This window comes from Pseudomonas sp. P39-UII1 (assembly GCF_039672635.1).
In the GTDB taxonomy this organism is placed as follows: Bacteria; Pseudomonadota; Gammaproteobacteria; order Pseudomonadales; family Pseudomonadaceae; genus Aquipseudomonas.
In genome coordinates, this window is sequence record NZ_JBDFPP010000007.1 from 187,917 (window position 1) to 207,549 (window position 19,633).

Annotated in this window: 15 protein-coding genes; 10 read left to right on the plus strand and 5 right to left on the minus strand. The window is 63.5% G+C overall.

What is annotated here, in order from left to right; translation table 11 throughout:
* Nucleotides 1–49: 49 nt before the first annotated feature.
* From ABEH27_RS12310 to ABEH27_RS12325, 4 genes are all read left to right on the plus strand, one after another.
* Nucleotides 50–301 (plus strand): DUF1653 domain-containing protein, encoded by a 252-nt coding sequence (locus tag ABEH27_RS12310; RefSeq protein WP_346613841.1) that lies wholly within the window; start codon nucleotides 50–52, stop codon nucleotides 299–301.
* 100 nt (nucleotides 302–401) lie between these two features.
* On the plus strand, nucleotides 402–3,011 hold the full coding sequence (gene topA, locus ABEH27_RS12315) for a type I DNA topoisomerase (protein ID WP_346613842.1): 2,610 nt from the start codon (nucleotides 402–404) through the stop codon (nucleotides 3,009–3,011).
* Nucleotides 3,012–3,207: 196 nt separating this feature from the next.
* Entirely contained in the window at nucleotides 3,208–3,723 is a 516-nt protein-coding gene (locus tag ABEH27_RS12320) for a DUF6586 family protein (protein ID WP_346613843.1), read from the plus strand.
* A 50-nt stretch (nucleotides 3,724–3,773) separates the two neighbouring features.
* Nucleotides 3,774–4,007 (plus strand): hypothetical protein, encoded by a 234-nt coding sequence (locus ABEH27_RS12325; RefSeq protein WP_003248777.1) that lies wholly within the window; start codon nucleotides 3,774–3,776, stop codon nucleotides 4,005–4,007.
* A gap of 37 nt (nucleotides 4,008–4,044) precedes the next feature.
* Here the strand turns inward: ABEH27_RS12325 and sulA are convergent, their stop codons facing one another.
* Nucleotides 4,045–4,521 (minus strand): SOS-induced cell division inhibitor SulA, encoded by a 477-nt coding sequence (gene sulA / locus ABEH27_RS12330; protein ID WP_346613844.1) that lies wholly within the window; start codon nucleotides 4,519–4,521, stop codon nucleotides 4,045–4,047.
* 13 nt (nucleotides 4,522–4,534) lie between these two features.
* Nucleotides 4,535–5,143 carry a transcriptional repressor LexA gene (gene lexA / locus ABEH27_RS12335; protein ID WP_346613845.1) on the minus strand — a complete coding sequence of 203 codons (609 nt, stop codon included), beginning with the start codon at nucleotides 5,141–5,143 and terminating at the stop codon, nucleotides 4,535–4,537.
* A gap of 225 nt (nucleotides 5,144–5,368) precedes the next feature.
* Between lexA and ABEH27_RS12340 the strand changes: the two genes are divergently transcribed.
* The 3 genes from ABEH27_RS12340 to nagZ are packed head-to-tail and all read left to right on the plus strand — an operon-like array spanning nucleotide 5,369 to nucleotide 7,662.
* On the plus strand, nucleotides 5,369–6,076 hold the full coding sequence (locus ABEH27_RS12340; protein WP_346613846.1) for a TetR/AcrR family transcriptional regulator: 708 nt from the start codon (nucleotides 5,369–5,371) through the stop codon (nucleotides 6,074–6,076).
* Between the two features lie 40 nt (nucleotides 6,077–6,116).
* A complete protein-coding gene (locus tag ABEH27_RS12345; protein WP_346613847.1) occupies nucleotides 6,117–6,641 on the plus strand; it encodes a L,D-transpeptidase in 525 nt (174 codons plus the stop codon).
* Nucleotides 6,642–6,663: 22 nt separating this feature from the next.
* Entirely contained in the window at nucleotides 6,664–7,662 is a 999-nt protein-coding gene (gene nagZ, locus ABEH27_RS12350; protein ID WP_346613869.1) for a beta-N-acetylhexosaminidase, read from the plus strand.
* A 147-nt stretch (nucleotides 7,663–7,809) separates the two neighbouring features.
* Here nagZ and ABEH27_RS12355 read toward each other — a convergent pair whose 3' ends face one another.
* From ABEH27_RS12355 to mfd, 3 genes are read right to left on the minus strand one after another with little or no spacing between them, the layout of a single operon-like run.
* A complete protein-coding gene (locus ABEH27_RS12355; protein ID WP_346613848.1) occupies nucleotides 7,810–11,136 on the minus strand; it encodes a DEAD/DEAH box helicase in 3,327 nt (1,108 codons plus the stop codon).
* A gap of 1 nt (nucleotide 11,137) precedes the next feature.
* Nucleotides 11,138–11,710, minus strand: coding sequence for a CsiV family protein (locus tag ABEH27_RS12360; protein ID WP_346613849.1), 573 nt, complete (start codon nucleotides 11,708–11,710; stop codon nucleotides 11,138–11,140).
* 9 nt (nucleotides 11,711–11,719) lie between these two features.
* Nucleotides 11,720–15,169, minus strand: coding sequence for a transcription-repair coupling factor (gene mfd / locus ABEH27_RS12365; RefSeq protein WP_346613850.1), 3,450 nt, complete (start codon nucleotides 15,167–15,169; stop codon nucleotides 11,720–11,722).
* 169 nt (nucleotides 15,170–15,338) lie between these two features.
* On the opposite strand from mfd, the gene ABEH27_RS12370 reads away from it, so the two are divergent.
* From ABEH27_RS12370 to sthA, 3 genes are all read left to right on the plus strand, one after another.
* Nucleotides 15,339–16,802: a glyceraldehyde-3-phosphate dehydrogenase gene (locus ABEH27_RS12370; protein WP_346613851.1), complete on the plus strand. Its 1,464-nt coding sequence runs from the start codon at nucleotides 15,339–15,341 to the stop codon at nucleotides 16,800–16,802.
* A gap of 197 nt (nucleotides 16,803–16,999) precedes the next feature.
* Nucleotides 17,000–17,998 (plus strand): FAD:protein FMN transferase, encoded by a 999-nt coding sequence (locus tag ABEH27_RS12375; RefSeq protein WP_346613852.1) that lies wholly within the window; start codon nucleotides 17,000–17,002, stop codon nucleotides 17,996–17,998.
* Between the two features lie 204 nt (nucleotides 17,999–18,202).
* Entirely contained in the window at nucleotides 18,203–19,597 is a 1,395-nt protein-coding gene (gene sthA, locus ABEH27_RS12380; protein ID WP_346613853.1) for a Si-specific NAD(P)(+) transhydrogenase, read from the plus strand.
* Nucleotides 19,598–19,633: the final 36 nt, after the last annotated feature.

Sequence of the window (19,633 nt, forward strand, 5' to 3'; positions counted from 1 at the left end):
TGCCCCGGTTTTTGTTTTTTACAGAATTTGTTTCAAGAGGGAAGGCGACATGCAGATACAGCCAGGCGTATACCGGCATTACAAAGGGCCTGAGTACCGTGTCTTCAGTGTTGCGCGGCACTCCGAGAGCGAAGAGTGGATGGTCTTCTACCAATGCCTGTATGGTGATTACAGCTTCTGGGTACGACCCCTTTCGATGTTCCAGGAGTCCGTCGAGGTTGACGGCGAGCAGGTGCCACGCTTTGCTTTGGTCAAGGCCGAAGAGGGGCTTGCAGAGTTGTCTGGCAAGTCGCCGGCATGAACGACCGCGCTTGACCTCACAGTTTCGCCACTATATATAGCGGTGCCGCGTCTGGCACCTGACGCGTTTTTCATCTTCAGATTCAGGAATACTCCGATCCATGGGCAAATCGCTGGTCATTGTGGAATCCCCGGCCAAGGCCAAGACCATCAACAAGTACCTGGGCAACCAGTACGTGGTGAAGTCGAGTATCGGCCACATCCGTGACCTCCCCACCAGCGGTTCGGCCAGCGCCAGCAAAGAGCCGGCTGCCAAGCGGGGCAAGGCTGCGGGTGAGGCTCCGGCCCTGTCGCCAAAAGAAAAGGCCCGTCGCCAGCTGGTGGCGCGCATGGGCGTCGACCCCGATCACGGTTGGAAGGCCAAATACGAGATCCTGCCTGGCAAGGAAAAGGTGATCGAAGAGCTGCGCCGCCTGGCCAAAGATGCTGACACCATCTACCTCGCAACCGACTTGGATCGCGAGGGGGAAGCCATTGCCTGGCACCTGCGCGAAGCCATCGGTGGCGACGACACCCGCTACAAGCGCGTGGTGTTCAACGAAATCACCAAAAAGGCCATCCAGGAAGCGTTCTCGCAACCCGGCGAGCTGGACATCCATCGCGTCAACGCCCAGCAGGCGCGGCGCTTCCTTGACCGTGTGGTGGGCTACATGGTCTCGCCGCTGCTGTGGGCCAAGATTGCCCGTGGCTTGTCGGCCGGGCGCGTGCAGTCGGTGGCGGTGAAGCTGGTGGTCGAGCGTGAGCGCGAAATCCGCGCCTTCATCCCGGAAGAATACTGGGAAGTGCACGCCGACCTGGGCACCGCCAAAAACGCCAAGGTGCGGTTCGAAGTGGCACGCGAGAAGGGTGAAGCCTTCAAGCCGCTCAACGAAGCCCAGGCCATGGCCGCGCTGGAAAAGCTCAAGGCTTCCAGCTACACCGTGCTCAAGCGTGAAGACCGCCCGACCAGCAGCAAGCCGTCGGCACCGTTCATCACCTCCACCCTGCAGCAGGCGGCGAGCAACCGGCTGGGCTTCGGGGTGAAGAAGACCATGATGATGGCCCAGCGTCTGTACGAAGCTGGCTACATCACCTACATGCGTACCGACTCGACCAACCTGTCGACCGATGCCGTGGAAATGGCCCGCAGCTACATCGAAAGCGAGTTCGGCAAGCAGTACCTGCCCCAAGCGCCGCTGGTGTACGGCAGCAAAGAGGGTGCCCAGGAGGCGCACGAAGCGATTCGTCCGTCCGACGTCAACACCCATCCGACCAAGCTCAACGGCATGGAGCGTGACGCCGAGCGCCTGTACGAGCTGATCTGGCGCCAGTTCCTCGCCTGCCAGATGCCGCCGGCACAGTACCTGTCTACCAGCGTCACCGTGGCAGCGGGCGATTTCGAGCTGCGTGCCAAAGGCCGCATTCTCAAGTTCGACGGTTACACCCGTGTGCTGCCTCAGGTCAGCAAGCCGGGCGAAGACGACGTACTGCCGGAAATGGTCCAGGGCGAAGCGCTCAAGCTGATCCAGATCGACCCGAGCCAACACTTCACCAAGCCGCCGGCGCGCTTCACCGAAGCCAGCCTGGTCAAGGAAATGGAAAAGCGCGGCATTGGCCGCCCGTCGACCTATGCGGCGATCATTTCCACCATCCAGGACCGCGGCTATGTGACGCTGCACAACCGCCGTTTCTACTCCGAGAAAATGGGCGACATCGTCACCGAGCGCCTGTCGGAAAGCTTCGCCAACCTGATGGACTACGGGTTCACCGCCGGCATGGAGGAGAATCTCGACGACGTGGCCCAGGGCGAGCGTGACTGGAAAAACGTGCTGGACGAGTTCTACGGCGACTTCAGCAAGAAGCTGCAGACGGCCGAATCCGCTGAGAACGGGATGCGCGCCAACCAGCCGACCATGACCAACATTCCGTGCAAGGAATGCGGTCGGCCGATGATGATCCGGACCGCCTCCACCGGCGTGTTCCTGGGTTGCTCGGGTTACACCCTGCCGCCGAAAGAGCGCTGCAAGGCCACCGTCAACCTGGTGCCGGGCGATGAAATCGCAGCGGATGACGAGGGTGAGTCGGAGTCGCGCGTACTGTTGGGCAAGCACCGCTGCCCGATCTGCGCCACGGCGATGGACGCCTACCTGCTCGATGAGAAGCACAAGCTGCATATCTGCGGTAACAACCCGGATTGCGTCGGCTACGAGATCGAGGAGGGCAGCTACCGCATCAAGGGTTACGAAGGGCCGAGCCTGGAGTGTGACAAGTGCGGCAGCGAAATGCAGCTCAAGACTGGCCGCTTTGGCAAGTTCTTCGGCTGTACCAACCCTGCGTGCAAGAACACCCGAAAGCTGCTCAAGAGTGGCGAGGCGGCGCCGCCGAAGATGGACAAGGTGGACATGCCGGAGCTCAAGTGCGAGAAGGTCGACGACACCTACGTGCTGCGTGACGGTGCTTCGGGGCTGTTCCTGGCTGCCAGCCAGTTCCCCAAGAACCGCGAGACTCGCGCGCCGCTGGTAATGGAAATCGTGCCGCACAAGCACGAGATCGATCCGAAGTATCACTTCCTTTGCGAAGCGCCGCAAAAAGACCCGGAGGGTCGTCCGGCGGTGATCCGTTACAGCCGCAAGACCAAGGAGCAGTACGTGCAGTCCGAGGTCGATGGCAAGCCGACCGGCTGGAAGGCCTTCTACGAGGGCAACGCCTGGAAGGTGGAAGACAAGCGCTGATCGTTCAGCACTGCAAATGGGGCCGCTAGGCGGCCCATCGCCGGCAAGCCAGCTCCTACCAGGACCACGCAATACCCTGTGGGAGCCGGCTTGCCGGCGATGGGCCGCACAGCGGCCCCATTTCATTGGTGACAAGCAGTCGCTGATCCCTGAAACTGCAGGTATTCGCCTTGCAGCTTCAGGGAGGTCACTCGAGATGGCCCAGGAACTCTACACCCGCACCAACCAGAAACTCTTCTTTGCCGGGCTTGCGCTCGAGTCCATGGCCAAGGCGGCAGACAGCCAGGCGATGAACGCCCAAGGCCTGGTCCAGGCTGAGCGCGAATCGGCGCTGTTCCACCTGTACGGGGCCCTGCTGGGGCTATGTCACGAGATTGGTGGCTTTTACCGCTTGCCGGTTGCGACCAGTGTCGAGCAGGCGCTTGCCGGCGATGCGCTCAATGGCATCGCGATACCTGAGGTCGCCGAATTGCTGGAATTGGCCAGGCAGCGCGAAACGTGGCTGGCCCAGTTCCTCAGCGCTTATGCCGATTTGTTCCGACCACCCGTCGCGAAGAAAACTCCAAAAACCGATGTTACGCAGCCGCTGATTCAGGCCGTCAACCTCGACCAACCTGAGCAGCCTGCGCTCTCGCGGGAAGAGCTGGAAAGCTGGCGCACCAACCTCAAAGGCTTGGTGAGACGATTCCGTGACGCGTTGAGTGAGTGCTGATAGCTGCGCTGGCTGGTACAATACTGGCCTTTCGCGGAGAACAGCCCTTTATGTCTACGTCTTTTCTGGAAATTGTCGAGTTGCCTGATGGCCGGATCGAACTGCGTCGTGCCGAGGACGAAGGCTCCCTGGTAACCCTGGATTTCTCGGAAGATGCCAAGGTGTTCCTGCAGGGCCAACACGTCGAAGTCGCCAAGGCGATGCTGAGTGTCGGCGTGCAGATGGCAGGTCGCCTGATGGATGGCGAGCTTGAGCGTGACGAAGGGCCGCGCGTACTTCACTGACACTGGTTTTTAATCGTGTCCAGGCAAAGCCTGAACATCAGCCGAGGCGGATGTTCAGGCTTTGTGCATTTCCGGCACTGGCGGCACGGAGCAGTTGCTGCCGCGCAGTGGCGTTGACGCTGCCCAGCCAGCTGACCACGGTGTGGCTGCGGCCCAGGCGCAAGGCTTCACAGGCGAGTTGCAACGGGCTCTGGTTACCGCGTGGGTGCAGCAGCAGGATGCGTTCACGGTTGAGGCCGGCATCCCGCAACCAGGCCTGGGTCAGGCTGGCGGGTGGGGCTATCAGCGTCAGCCAGCGGGCCTCTTGCTCTTCGCTCAGTTCGCGCAGCACGGGTGCCAACAGGCTCTGGCAATGCTCGGGGGCGCCACGCAGGGACAGTTCACTGAACAGGTCCGGCTGGCTATTCTTGCGTGCCTGCTCACTGGCCTTCAGGCCAGGCAGTACCGGTTGAGCAAGGAACGCTTCGAAAAGCGGAAGCTGAACCTGCTGTTGTGGTTGGACGAGCTGCTGCATGACGCCTCCTGGTTCAGCGGCGAATGACGCCGACACTCAAACCCTCGATCACCAGTTCCTGATCTTTCAGGTCGACTTCGATGGGGGCGAACTCCGGGTTTTCGGCGATCAGCCAAACCTTGCTGCCCTCGCGCTTGAAGCGCTTGACGGTCACTTCATCGCCGATACGGGCGACGACGATCTGGCCGTTACGAGCCTCACGGCAGGTGTGCACTGCCAGCAGATCGCCGTCGAAGATGCCGACATCCTTCATGCTCATGCCGTGCACGCGCAACAAATAGTCGGCAGGCGGGTGGAAGAAGGTCGGGTTGATGTTGCACGATTGCTCGATGTGCTGCTCGGCGAGGATCGGTGCACCGGCCGCGACCCGGCCGATGATCGGCAGGCCGCTTTCTTCGGCTTTCGCTTCAAGGCCCGGAATGCGGATGCCGCGGGAAGCGCCCGGGGTCATTTCGATGGCGCCTTTGCGGGCGAGGGCCTTCAAGTGCTCCTCGGCGGCGTTGGGCGACTTGAAGCCCAGCTCCTGAGCGATCTCCGCACGCGTCGGTGGGAAGCCGTTGTCTTCGAGGCAGCGTTTGATGAAGGCCAGAATTTCGGCTTGGCGTGGCGTCAGTTTCAACATGGCAGGCGCTCTGTCTTTTTATACAGTGACTGGGATTATATACAGTACTGGATGAGCTGCAAGCTCCAAGCTGCAAGAAAAAGCGCTGTACCACCCATCTTGCTGCTTGCAGCTTCGAACCTGTGGCTTTCTAATGGCGACCGCACGGTCACTGAGCCTTGACATCATCAGGGCTGAAACGTATGTTTCAAACACCTGTTTGTTTGTCTGTCTGGCGGAGTGGTCATGGCCCAATCGGAAACCGTTGAACGCATTCTCGATGCTGCCGAGCAGCTGTTTGCGGAAAGGGGGTTTGCGGAAACCTCGTTGCGGTTGATTACCAGCAAGGCTGGGGTCAACCTGGCTGCGGTCAATTACCACTTTGGTTCCAAGAAAGCCCTGATCCAGGCGGTCTTCTCGCGCTTCCTCGGGCCGTTCTGCGCCAGCCTCGAGCGCGAGTTGGAGCGGCGTCAGGCCAAGCCCGAACAAAAGCCCAGCCTCGAAGAACTGCTGGAAATGCTCGTGGACCAGGCGCTGGTGGTGCAGCCGCGCAGCAATAATGACCTGTCGATCTTCATGCGCCTGTTGGGCCTGGCCTTCAGCCAGAGCCAGGGGCATCTGCGGCGCTACCTGGAAGACATGTACGGCAAGGTGTTCCGCCGCTACATGCTGTTGGTCAACGAAGCCGCACCGCGCATTCCGCCGCTTGAGTTGTTCTGGCGCGTGCACTTCATGCTCGGTGCGGCGGCGTTCAGCATGTCCGGCATCAAGGCGCTGCGTGCCATCGCCGAAACCGATTTCGGCATCAACACCTCGATCGAGCAGGTCATGCGCCTGATGGTGCCATTCCTCGCCGCCGGTATGCGCGCCGACAGCGGTGTCACCGATGACGCCATGGCTGCCGCCCAGCTGCGCCCGCGCAGCAAGACCAGCAGCACCACCGCCAAAGCCTGAAGGCTGGGCGGGGCAGGGCGCTTCGGCTAAGCTAGCGCCCATGCCCGACCTCGATTTCCTGCACATTTCCCTCGCTGACCAGCGCCTCTATGGCTTTGCCGAAGGGCGGCTGTGCCTGCGGCTTGCTGTTTCCACGGCGCGCAATGGCGCCGGGGAGCGCAACGGGTCCGGGTGTACACCGCGAGGGCTGCACCAGGTGCGTGCAAAGATTGGTGCAGGCTTGCCGCTCAATGCCGTGCTATGTGCGCGGCGCTGGACTGGAGAGGTCTGGTCGCCCGAACTGCACGCCCAACACCCCGGACGCGACTGGGTCCTCACCCGCATTCTCTGGCTCAGCGGCTGCGAGCCAGGGGTCAATCGCCTGGGTGTGGTGGACACGTTCCGCCGTTATATCTACCTGCACGGCACGCCCGACACGGAACCCTTGGGCGTTCCGCTGTCCCATGGCTGCATACGCCTGCGCAACACCGATCTGCTTGGCCTGTTCGAGCGTGTTCCGGCGCATTGCCCGGTGCGCATCGACCAGGCCGCATGCCCCCAGTGGGCTTCTTTAAGTCTGCAATGAAGGATTGCCTATGACCGTCAGCCTGCAAGGCTCCCTGATGGTGGATATCGCCGGTAAATGGCTGACCGCCGAAGACCGCCAACTCCTGCGCCAGCCAGAAGTGGCCGGCCTGATCATCTTTGCCCGCAACATCGACAGCCCGCGCCAGGTGCGTGAGCTGTGCACGTCGATCCGTGCCATTCGCCCCGACCTGATTCTGGCCGTGGACCAGGAAGGCGGGCGGGTACAGCGCCTGCGTCAGGGCTTCATGCGTTTGCCGGCGATGCGTGCAATCGCTGATAACCCCAACGCCGAATACCTGGCTGAGCAGTGCGGCTGGTTGATGGCCACCGAGGTGCTGGCGGTTGGCCTGGACCTGAGCTTCGCCCCCGTGCTCGACCTTGACCACCAGCGCAGCGCCGTGGTCGGCAGCCGCGCTTTCGAGGGCGACCCGCAGCGTGCCACGCAACTGGCAGGCGCTTTCATTCGCGGCATGAACGCAGCGGGCATGGCCGCCTGTGGCAAGCATTTTCCCGGGCACGGCTGGGCCGAGGCCGATTCGCATGTAGCCATCCCGACCGACGAGCGCAGCCTCGACGAGCTACGCCAGGCGGACTTGGTACCGTTCACCCGCCTCAGCGGCCAGTTGGCGGCGGTGATGCCGGCGCACGTCATCTATCCGCAGGTCGACAACCAGCCGGCCGGCTTTTCACGCCGCTGGCTGCAGGACATCCTGCGCGGCGAGCTGGGTTTTGACGGGGTGATCTTCAGTGATGACTTGTCCATGGCCGGTGCCCATGTGGTCGGCGATGCGGCCAATCGCATCGAGGCGGCCCTGAGTGCGGGCTGCGACATGGGCCTGGTGTGCAACGATCGGGCGGCAGCGGAGCTTGCGTTGAGCGCAGCGCAGCGCCTGAAGGTCAAGCCATCACCGCGTATTGCGCGGATGCGAGGGCAGGGTTTTGCGCGGACCGACTACCGGCAGCAGCCGCGTTGGCTGGAGGCGCTGGGGGCATTGCGCGAGGCGCAGTTGGTGGATTGACCGGGCTGGCCTCTTCGCGGGGCAAGCCCGCTCCCACAGACTGGATTGCCCCCAAGAGGTTGGACATCAATCCAACCCTTGGAGGCAGTCCAGACTGTATTGAATTTGTGGGAGCGGGCTTGCCCCGCGAAGAGGCCGGCATGGCTGTCAGCGGCCGCGCTTGCCTGGCAGCGGCGCGAACAACGCCTCGATCTCCTCGTCCCCCAGCCGCCACTGCCCAGCCTGCCCACCATCGAGCAGGCTCGCCGCCAAGGCAGCCTTCTCCTGCTGCAGCTGTTGGATCTTCTCCTCCACCGTGCCGCGCGTGATCAGCTTGAACACGAAAACCGGCTTGTCCTGACCGATACGGTACGCGCGGTCGGTAGCCTGATTCTCACTGGCCGGGTTCCACCAGGGGTCGAAGTGAATCACCGTGTCGGCAGCGGTCAGGTTAAGCCCTACGCCGCCGGCCTTGAGGCTGATCAGGAACACCTCGCTGTCGCCCTGCTGGAACTGCTGCACGGGTGTGCGCCTGTCGCGGGTGTCGCCGGTGAGCAGGCTGTAGCGGATCTTGCGCTTGTCCAGCTCTTGCTCGATCAGTGCCAGCATCGAGGTGAACTGCGAGAACAGCAACACCCGTCGGCCTTCACTGAGCAGCTCTTCGAGCATGTCCAGCAGCGCACCCAACTTGCCTTTATCGGCCTGGTTGCCTTTGGTCTCGACCCCTTTCACCAGGCGCAAATCGCAGCACACCTGGCGCAGCTTGAGCAGCGCATCGAGGATCACGATCTGGCTGCGTGCCGCGCCATTGCGGGCGATTTCGTCGCGCACCTTCTTGTCCATGGCGACCCGCACGGCTTCGTAGGTGTCGCGCTGTGCATCGCTGAGTTCCACCCAGTGCACCATCTCAGTCTTGGGCGGCAACTCGGTGGCCACCTGCTCCTTGGTGCGGCGCAGCAAAAATGGGCGAATACGGGTAACCAGGTGAGCCAGTCGCTCGGTGTCGCCATGGCGCTCGATCGGGGTGCGGTAATCCTGGTTGAAGCGTTTGAGCTCGCCCAGCCAGCCGGGCATGAGGAAATGGAAGATCGACCACAGCTCGCCCAGGTTGTTTTCCATAGGCGTGCCGGTCAGGCACAGGCGCTGGTTGGCCTGCAGCTCGCAGAGGGCGAGGGCGGCCTTGCTGGTGCTGCTCTTGATGTTCTGCGCCTCGTCCAGCACCAGCACGCTCCACGGTTGCGCGCGCAGGTGTTCGAGGTCGCGCGGCACCAGGGCGTAGGTGGTCAGCACCAGGTCGTATTCGTGCAACTTGGCGAAATGCTTGCTGCGGCCGGGGCCCTGCAGGGCAAGCACACGCAGGCCTGGCGCAAAGCGCTTGGCCTCGTCGAGCCAGTTGGGTACCAGGCTGGTCGGCATAACAGCCAGGGCAGGGTGGGCCAAGCGGCCGTGCTGTTTTTCCAGCAACAGGTGGGCCAGGGCCTGCAAGGTCTTGCCCAAGCCCATGTCGTCGCCCAGGATGCCGCCGGTGCCCATTTCGCGCAGCGCCTGCAGCCAGTTGAGGCCCTGCTGCTGGTAGGGGCGCAGGGTGGCGTTGAGTGCGGCGGGTGGGGCCACCTGCAGGTCGCGTGCATCGCGCAGGCGCCGGCCGAGGTCACGCACATGGGCGCCACCCTCCCAGTGCAGTGGCAGGTGTTCGATCTCGTTCAGGCGTGCCGCGTCGGCGCGGTCCATGCGCAGTGCGGGGCCTGCACTGCCTTCGTGCAGGTACAGCTCGCCGAGGGTGCCCATCACCGCCTTGATTCGCCCGTAGGGCAGGGCGACGCGCAGCGCGGGGCTGTCCAGCCGGCCGCGGTTGAGGTCGATCAGCAGGTGCTCGTCGTCGCTGCGCCGGGCCAGCTCGCTGGGGCGCAGCAGCTCGGGGTTGCTGCGCAGCAACTGCAGCACGATTGGCAGCAGGCTGTGGCGCTGGCCTTCGACGACGATGCCCAGTTCCAGGTCGAACCATTCATGGCCCGGCGCTTCTTCGATACTGGCGTACCAGTCGTCCACGTCCTGAAGGTTGAAGGCGAAGTCGCGGTAGATGTCGACTTCCCAGCCGGCGTCGCGCAGGCGTGGCAGGCCATCGCGGGCGAAGCGCAGCCAGGCTTCGTCGTCGGGCAGCTGGAGCATTTCGCCGGCGCTGTCTGGCAGGGCTTTGCTTTGCCGGGTGGCGGGCTTGAAGCCCAGGTCGCGCAGGGTTTTGCGCAGTGCCTGCTCGGCCGCTGGCTGGCGGCGGATGCGTTGGCTGGTGGCGTCCACTAGCCGGGTCAGCGGCTTGTCGTCACTGCCGCTGGCGCGCAGGCCGTCGTAGTCGAACGCCAGCGCGGCGCGGTGCTGCATCTGGCGCTGCATGCGGCCGGTCTTGGGCATGTAGGCGCTGAATTCGAGGCTACCGAGGGTTAGCCGACCTTTGGGCGGGATGTCATCGACCTGCTGGGTGTTCACCGCGGTAGGCGTGGGGACTTGGCGGTTCAAGGCGTTCAATCGATGGCTCAAAGGGACAACCAGGTGTTCGGGGACAGTGGGCGCGCGTGCAAGCTGGCTGGCGATGAAGGGGTCGAGGTCGTGGCGGAGCTTGCCGGCCTGATGCCTCTGTTTGTCCACGTAGTACATAGGGTCGATGGGCAAGGCCTGCAGCTGGACTTGATCATCGAGGTACCAGGCCCCCCGGTAACTGCCGTTGTCCAGCCTGACCCAGCGGAATTCGGCATGCCGCTCAGGTCCGGCCGCCATTGGTGCGGGGTCTTCTTCGCAGAGCAGGCGCCCTGTCGCCAGGGCATAACCAAACAGTTCTGCGCCTTGCTTACCCTCCAGTTCCACCACCGGCGCAATGGTTTTGCTGCGGGCGTCGATCAGCCGAAGCAACCGCGCATCTTCCTCGGTAACGTAGCGCGGGGTGTAGTAGATCAATTCGGGCATCGACGTGATTCGGCCGATTTTCAAGGTGCCATCGGCTTGCCGGGTGCCCTTGATCGCCTCCAGTTGCCAATGCTCGCGGTCCATCTGGATGCGATAGTAGATTGCCGGGCCCTTGCGCACAGGCTCGCCGGTTGCAGTGCTCGGCGCGGGCGACTCGAGCGCCTCGACCCACAGGTTGAGATCCGGTGGCAGCACCAAGGCGGCCTGCTCTTGGGGCATAGGCGGCGCCAGGCGGCCGCCGCCGCTCTGCAGATGCAGGAGTGCGGCGACGCAGTGTTTGCAGTTGAGCCCCACTGGGCAGGTACAGCGCCCGAAAACGCGCAGGTCGGGGCCGTTGATCACCAAGTTGATGGTCTGGTGGTATCTCTGATCCGCCGACCCCTCGCAGGTCGCTTCGATGGTTCTGTCATTCGACGAGACGATGCGGGTGCGCGCCTGCGCAGCGTAATTCCGCCCCCGGGCCAACGCGCCGGGTTCGATAAAATCGACCCAGTGCGGGTAAGCCATCAACAAGTGCTGCGCATCGGCCGCGCTCACATCACTGCTCCATCATCTCCGGGTCCATCACAGGCATCTTGCGTGTGCCCGGTGGCGTGACCTTCAGCAGTACCGCCAAATGGCCCCCGTCGAGGAAGGTCAGCTGGCCGCCTTTCATGTTGCTGTTGCTCTGCCGGAACTGCTCGCTTTGCAGCACGTTGCCATTGCCGTCGAGCTGGTTGACCCAGACGTTGGCGTCCACGGCGATGAAGCGGCCGTTGGTGATGCTCAGGTTGCCTTCGATCGGGAAGTGGCCGAATTGCTCCTCGCCAGCGCTCAGGGCAATGCGGCTCGGGCCTTCGACCACTGGCTGCTGCCAGGCCTTGTGCAGCAGCACGGTGTAGTCTGCCGTCGCCTGCAGCCGTGTGGCTTCATCTTCAAGCGCCAATGGGCGCTCGGCGCCTTTGTCCAGGCGCGGCGCGCCAGCGCTCCAGTCTTCGGGCGCGAACGGGCTGGTGAAGGCGGGCACGCTGTTCTGCCGCACAAGGATCATTTCTACCTGATACAGGCCTTCGGCGAAGGCCGCCGGCGCGAACAGCGCAAGCAACAAGGTCAGGCAACGGATGGCACGCATGGATCTTCCTTAGGCTGTCTGTGGGGTCAGGCGCTCGAATAGCGCCTCCAGAGTGTTGAAGCGTTCGTCGGGGCGTTCCATGGGGACCAGGAAGCGGAACTGCGTGGCGCCTTCGAACTTGTAGCGTTTTGGCTGGCCCTGGATCAGCTTGATCAGGGTCAGCGGGTCGACCGGGGTTTCGGCCTCGAACTCGAGCTTGCCGCCATTGGGGCCGGCGTCGACTTTCTTGATGCCGAGCTTTTCTGCCTGCAGCTTGAGCTGGGTCAGGCGCATCAGGTTCTTGGTCGGCTCGGGCAGCAGGCCGAAGCGGTCGATCATCTCCACTTGCAGGTCCTTGAGGCCTTCTTCGTCGGCCGCCGAGGCGATGCGTTTGTAGAGGATCAGCCGCGCATGCACGTCAGGCAGGTAGTCCTCGGGGATCAGCGCCGGCAGGCGCAGGTTGATCTCCGGGCCGCCGCCAAGCGGTTGCTCAAGGTTCGGCTGGGTGCCCTTGCGGATGGCCTTGACCGCGCGTTCGAGCATTTCCATGTACAGGGTAAAGCCCACGGCCTGGATCTGCCCGCTCTGGCCTTCGCCCAGCAACTCGCCGGCACCGCGGATTTCCAGGTCGTTGGTGGCCAGCACGAAGCCTGCGCCCAGGTCCTGGGTGTTGGCGATGGCCTCCAGACGTTTCTCGGCGTCGCTGCTGACCTTTTGCCGTGCCGGGGTGAGCAGGTAGGCGTAGGCCTGGTGGTGGCTACGGCCAACCCGGCCGCGCAGCTGGTGCAACTGGGCCAGGCCGAACTTGTCGGCGCGCTCGATGACGATGGTGTTGGCGCTGGGCACGTCGATGCCGGTCTCGATGATGGTCGAGGCGATCAGCACGTTGAAGCGCTTGTGGTAGAAGTCGCTCATCACCTGTTCCAGTTCACGCTCGCGCATCTGCCCGTGGCCGATGCCGATGCGCGCTTCGGGGACCAGTTCGGCGAGGTCGGCGGCGCATTTCTCGATGGTTTTCACATCGTTGTGCAGGTAATAAACCTGGCCGCCGCGCAGCAGTTCACGCAGCAGGGCTTCTTTGACCGTGCTGTTGTTCTGCTCCATGACAAAGGTGCGTACAGACAGGCGCCGGGCGGGCGGGGTGGCGATGATCGACAGGTCGCGCATGCCGGCCACGGCCATGTTCAGGGTGCGCGGGATCGGCGTGGCGGTCAGGGTGAGGATGTCCACCTCGCTGCGCAGGGCCTTGAGCTGTTCCTTCTGGCGTACGCCAAAACGGTGCTCTTCGTCGATCACCACCAGGCCCAGGTCCTTGAAGCGCACATCGTCCTGCAGCAGCTTGTGGGTGCCGATGAGGATGTCGATCTTGCCTTCGGCAAGGTCTGCGGCAGCGCTGGCCACTTCCTTGGCCGACTTGAAACGGCTCATCACTTCAACCGTCACCGGCCAGTCGGCGAAGCGGTCACGGAAACTGTTGTAGTGCTGCTGGGCGAGCAGGGTAGTAGGCACCAGCACCGCTACCTGGCGGCCACTGTGCACGGCGATGAACGCGGCGCGCATGGCCACCTCGGTTTTGCCGAAGCCCACGTCGCCACACACCAGGCGGTCCATCGGCTTGGCGGCGAGCATGTCGGCACGCACCGCTTCGATGGCGTTCTGCTGGTCGGGAGTTTCCTCGAACGGGAAGCCGGCACTGAAGGTGGCATAGTCGGCGGCCGGGTCGGCGAAGGCATAGCCTTTACGCGCGGCGCGGCGGGCATAGATGTCGAGCAGTTCGGCGGCAACGTCGCGCACTTGCTCGGCGGCCTTGCGCTTGGCCTTCTGCCAGGCTTCGGAACCCAGCCGGTGCAGCGGGGCCAGGGCGTCGTCGCTGCCGGTGTAGCGGGCAATCAGGTGCAGGTTGGCCACGGGCACGTAGAGCTTGGCGTTCTCGGCGTACTCCAGGGTCAGGAACTCGGCGGCCTGGCCGTCGATTTCCAGTGTGGCCAGGCCCAGGTAGCGGCCCACGCCGTGGTCGATGTGCACCACCGGCGCGCCTTCGCGCAGCTCGGTAAGGTTCTTGATGACGGCGTCGTTGGCCGCCTCGCCGCGCTTGTCGCGGCGCCGGCGCTGCATCACGCGCTGGCCGAACAGCGGGCTTTCGGCGACCAGGGCCAGGCCTGGGTCTTCGAGCAGCAGGCCATCGTCGAGCGGGGCGATGGTGATCGCCAGGCGCGCGTTGCCGGTGATGAAGTCGGCCCAGCCTTCGACCGTCTGCGGCCTCAGCTTGAGGCGCTCGAGCAGCTCCAGCAGCACTTCGCGCCGGCCCGCCGATTCGGCGGTGAACAGCACCCGGCCGTTGAACTGGTCGAGGAATTCGGACAACGCCGCCAGCGGCTGGTTGGCCTTGGCCTCGATGGCCAGGTTGGGCAGGGCGCGGGCCGGGAAGCGTTCCCGGCCGCTGCCGGCCTCGACGTCGTCGGCGCTGACCACTACCCGCGGCCACTGTTTCAGCCGGGCGAAGCAGTCTTCCACTGGCAGGAACAGCTCGGCCGGTGGCAGCAGTGGGCGGCTCAGGTCGCCGCGGCGGTCTTCATAGCGCCCGCGCACATCGTTCCAGAAGTGCTCGGCGGCCTGTTCGACGCCAGGCAGGGAGAACACCTGGGTGTCGCTCGGCAGGTAGTCGAACAGGGTCGAGGTTTCTTCGAAGAACAGCGGCAGGTAGTACTCGATACCGGCGGGGATGATGCCGCTGGCGAGGTCCTGGAAGATCGCGCTGCGGCGGAAGTCGACGTCGAAGCGTTCGCGGAAGCGGGCCTTGAAGCGCGTCACTTCTTCCTTCTGCATGGGGAATTCGCGCGCCGGTAGCAGGCGGATCGAGTCGACTTTGTCGATCGAGCGCTGGGTCTCCGGGTCGAAGGTGCGCAGTGTTTCGATTTCGTCGTCGAACAGGTCGATGCGGTAGGGCAGTTTGCTGCCCATCGGGAACAGGTCGATCAGCGCGCCACGCACAGCGAATTCGCCGTGCTCGTAGACCGTGTCGACGCAGCGGTAGCCGCTGGCTTCCAGGCGCGAGCGCATCTGTTCGACGTCGATGGTCTGGCCCACGTCCAGCACCAGGCTGCTGCCGAGCAGGAAGCGCGTCGGCGCCAGGCGGTGCAGGGCAGTGGTGATTGGCACGACGAGGATGCCATGGCTCAGCTCCGGCAGCCGATAAAGGCTGGCGATACGCTGGGAGATGATGTCCTGGTGCGGCGAGAACAGGTCGTAGGGCAGGGTTTCCCAATCGGGAAACGGCAGCACCGGCAGGTCCGGGGCAAAGAAGCGCAGCTCCTGTTCCAGACGGTCGGCAGCCTGGCTGTCGGCGGTCAGCAGCAGCGTGAAGCGGCCAGCACTGCTGGCGGCCTCGGCGATGGCAAGGCTGAGGGCGGCACCTGGCAGGTTGCCCCAGGTTTGTTTGCCGGCCGTGGCCGACATTTGCGGTAGGCGCAGAACTGACACGGGAGATTGCACTCCAAGCGTTGCGGCAAAGAGACCGATTGTACCGGTGCCGGTGCGTGATGTCAGGCTCGAGAAGGGCCCTGAACTCAGGCTTCGGCTGCCACGACAGGCGCTCATTGCCGGTTACGCGTTGGGGCGTCATAATGTAGCCCCTTTTTTCTCCCCCTACATGTGGAAGGTTCCCGTGACTCAGAAGCCCGACCAGTGTCTTGGTGAGTGGATCGATCGTGAAGCACTTGCTGAAGCGATGATCCCGCTTATCGGTCAGCTCTACCGCAATAACAACGTGGTGAGCTCGATCTATGGCCGCAGCCTGATCAACCGTTCGGTTATCTCGATTCTCAAGGCGCACCGCTTTGCGCGTCACCGCCAAACCGACGAAACCGAGCTGTCCGTCCACGAGACATTCCCCCTGCTCAAGGCCATGAGCGAGCTGAAACTGGGCGCCGCTTCGGTCGACCTGGGCAAGCTGGCCAACAAGTTCAAGCAGGAAGGCAACGGCAAGACTGCCGAGCAGTTCGTCCGTGAAGAACTGGCCGACGTGGTTGGCCAGCAGAACGCTTCGGCGCGCAAAGGCACCGACGTCGTCCTGTACGGCTTCGGCCGCATCGGCCGCCTGCTGGCGCGCATCCTGATCGAGAAGACCGGTGGTGGCGACGGCCTGCGTCTGCGCGCCATCGTTGTGCGCAAGGGTGCTGAAAACGACCTGGTCAAGCGCGCCAGCCTGTTGCGTCGTGACTCGGTGCACGGCCCGTTCGATGGCACCATCACCATCGATGAAGCCAACAACACCCTGACCGCCAACGGCAACCTGATCCAGATCATCTACGCCAAGAACCCGAGCGAAGTCGACTACACCCAGTACGGCATCGAGAATGCGCTGATCGTCGACAACACCGGTGTATGGCGTGACGCCGACGGCCTGGGCCAGCACCTGGCCTGCCCGGGCGCTGCCCGCGTGATCCTCACCGCACCGGGCAAGGGCGCGCTGAAGAACATCGTGCATGGCATCAACCACGGTGACATCGCCGCCGATGACAAGATCATCTCGGCCGCTTCCTGCACCACCAACGCCATCGTGCCGGTGCTGAAGGCTGTCAACGACAAGTACGGCATCGTCAACGGCCACGTCGAAACCGTTCACTCGTTCACCAACGATCAGAACCTGATCGACAACTTCCACAAGGGCAGCCGCCGTGGCCGCGCCGCGCCGCTGAACATGGTCATCACCGAGACCGGTGCAGCCACTGCAGCCGCCAAGGCACTGCCAGTGCTCAAGGGCAAGCTGACCGGCAACGCCATTCGCGTACCGACGCCGAACGTTTCGATGGCCATCCTCAACCTGAACCTTGAGAAAGCCACTAACCGCGACGAAATCAACGAGTACCTGCGCCAGACGGCCATGCACTCGGAACTGCACAAGCAGATCGACTACGTAAGCTCGCAGGAAGTGGTTTCGACCGACTTCGTGGGCTCGCGCCACGCCGGTGTGGTTGATGCCGAAGCGACCATCGCCAACGATAACCGCGTTGTTCTGTACGTCTGGTACGACAACGAGTTCGGTTACAGCTGCCAGGTGGTTCGCGTGATGGAAGACATGGCCGGTGTGAACCCGCCAGCGTTTCCACGTTGATTCGCTTGTAAGGCAATGAAAAAACGGGAACCTTCGGGTTCCCGTTTTTTTTGCCTGTATTTATGGTGTCTGTACCGGCCTCTTCGCGGGGCAAGCCCGCTCCCACAAAGTGAGTGACATCCGCCGGGTCGAGGTGACCCTGTGGGAGCGGGCTCGCCCCGCGAAGAGACCGGCACTGGCAACCGAGAACTGAAATTTTGCGCACAGCCCTCCTGTTCATCCTGATGCTCCTCACCGCCTGCAACCAAGGCCCGACCCTGGAGCGCCTGGGCGGCCCGACCATGGGCAGCAGCTACAGCATCCAGTACGTCCGCGAGCCCGGCGGCCCCGCACCTGTCCAGGTGCAGGCCGCCGTCGAAACCATCCTTCACGACATCGACCAGCACTACTCGACCTACCGCGGCGACTCTACCGTCAGCCAGTTCAACCAGCTGCCCGCCAACCAGTGCCTGGCCCTGCCGCCCGACATGCTCGAACTGGTCAGCCTCGGCCAGCACCTGGCCAGGCAGAGCGATGGCGCCTTCGACCTCACCGTCGAGCCGCTGCTTGACCTGTGGGGTTTCGGCCCCCAGGCCCGGCATGAGCAGGTGCCTGACCCGCAGGCCCTGGCCCAGGCCCGCCAGCGCGTCGGCTACCGGCACCTGCGCATCGATGGGCAGGCGCTGTGCAAGGACGCTGCTGTGCAGCTGGACTTCAACAGCATCGCCGCCGGCCATGCCGTCGACCTGATTGCCGCGCGCCTGAGCGCGATGGGCATTGGCAACTTCATCGCCGAAGCCACCGGCGAGCTCAAGGCCGTTGGCCGCAAACCCGATGGCAGCCCGTGGCGCATCGCCCTGGAATTGCCCCGCGAAGACCGCCAGATTGCCCGCCAGGTAATCCCGGTAAATGGGCTGGGTGTGTCGACCTCGGGTGACTATCGGCACTATTTCGAGCAGAATGGCCGGCGCTATTCGCACACCTTCGATGCCCGCCTCGGGCGCCCGGTCGATCACGACCTGGCCGCCGTCACCGTGCTCGATGCCTCGGCGCTGCAGGCCGACGGCTATTCGACCCTGCTGCTGATCCTTGGGCCTGAGCGCGGCTGGGACTTCGCCATCGCCCACGACCTGGCAGCGGTATTGGTGACTCGGGCAGAGGGTGGTTTCGTCTCCCGAGCGACGCCCGCATTCGAACGGGCGCTGAAAGGCGAGTGAAAGCGCAAGCAGGGAAGATCAAGGCCAGGGAATGGGTGAATGCACATGTAGTGCAGGCAAAATTGGCCTACGACGCGACCAAGGGTTAATGTGCGCGCCGTTCACGCTTGATTAGACTGCACCCGAATTTTCTCATGGCGCCCCGGCGGCATGATCGAGTCCCGCGGCGACCGTGGCCAGCGGGCCAGTTCTGAAGGAGTACGCATGGCTGTCTACAACTACGACGTAGTGGTGTTGGGTTCCGGCCCGGCCGGAGAAGGCGCGGCAATGAACGCCGCCAAAGCAGGGCGCAAGGTGGCGATGGTCGACAGCCGTCGCCAGGTCGGTGGCAACTGCACCCACTTGGGCACCATCCCGTCCAAGGCACTGCGTCACTCGGTGCGGCAGATCATGCAGTTCAACACCAACCCGATGTTCCGTGCCATCGGTGAGCCGCGCTGGTTCTCCTTCCCGGATGTGCTCAAAAGCGCCGAGAAGGTGATCTCCAAGCAGGTCGCTTCGCGTACTGGCTACTACGCCCGTAACCGCGTCGATCTGTTCTTCGGCACTGGCAGCTTTGCCGACGAGCAGACCATCGAAGTGGTGTGCCCCAATGGCGTGGTAGAAAAGCTCAATGCCAAGCACATCATCATCGCTACCGGCTCGCGCCCTTATCGCCCGGCCGACATCGACTTCCACCACCCGCGCGTCTACGACAGCGACACCATCCTCAGCCTGAGCCATACCCCGCGCAAGCTGATCGTTTACGGCGCCGGGGTGATCGGTTGCGAATACGCCTCGATCTTCAGCGGCCTGGGTGTGCTGGTCGAGCTGGTCGACAACCGTGGCCAGTTGCTGAGCTTCCTCGACTCGGAAATTTCCCAGGCGCTGAGCTACCACTTCAGCAACAACAACATCACCGTGCGCCACAACGAGGAGTACGAGCGGGTCGAAGGCCTGGACAACGGTGTGATCCTGCACCTGAAGTCGGGCAAGAAGATCAAGGCCGACGCCTTGCTGTGGTGCAACGGCCGTACCGGCAACACCGACAAGCTGGGCCTGGAAAACATCGGTATCAAGGTCAACAGCCGTGGCCAGATCGAAGTCGACGAGGCCTACCGCACCGCCGTGCCGAATATCTACGGCGCCGGTGACGTGATCGGCTGGCCAAGCCTGGCCAGTGCCGCCCACGACCAGGGCCGTTCGGCGGCCGGTAGCATTGTCGACAACGGCAGCTGGCGCTTCGTCAACGACGTGCCGACCGGTATCTACACGATTCCGGAGATCAGCTCGATCGGCAAGAACGAGCAGGAGCTGACCCAGGCCAAGGTGCCGTACGAAGTGGGCAAGGCGTTCTTCAAGAGCATGGCGCGTGCGCAGATTGCCGGCGAGCCGCAAGGCATGCTGAAAATCCTGTTCCACCGCGAAACCCTGGAAATCCTTGGCGTGCACTGCTTCGGCTACCAGGCTTCGGAAATCGTCCATATCGGCCAGGCGATCATGAACCAGCCGGGCGAGCTGAATAACCTGAAGTACTTCGTCAACACCACGTTCAACTACCCGACCATGGCCGAAGCCTATCGGGTAGCTGCCTACGACGGCCTGAACCGGCTTTTTTAAGCGGCTCCGGCCGGTGGCCTGAGCCGGTCGGGGAGA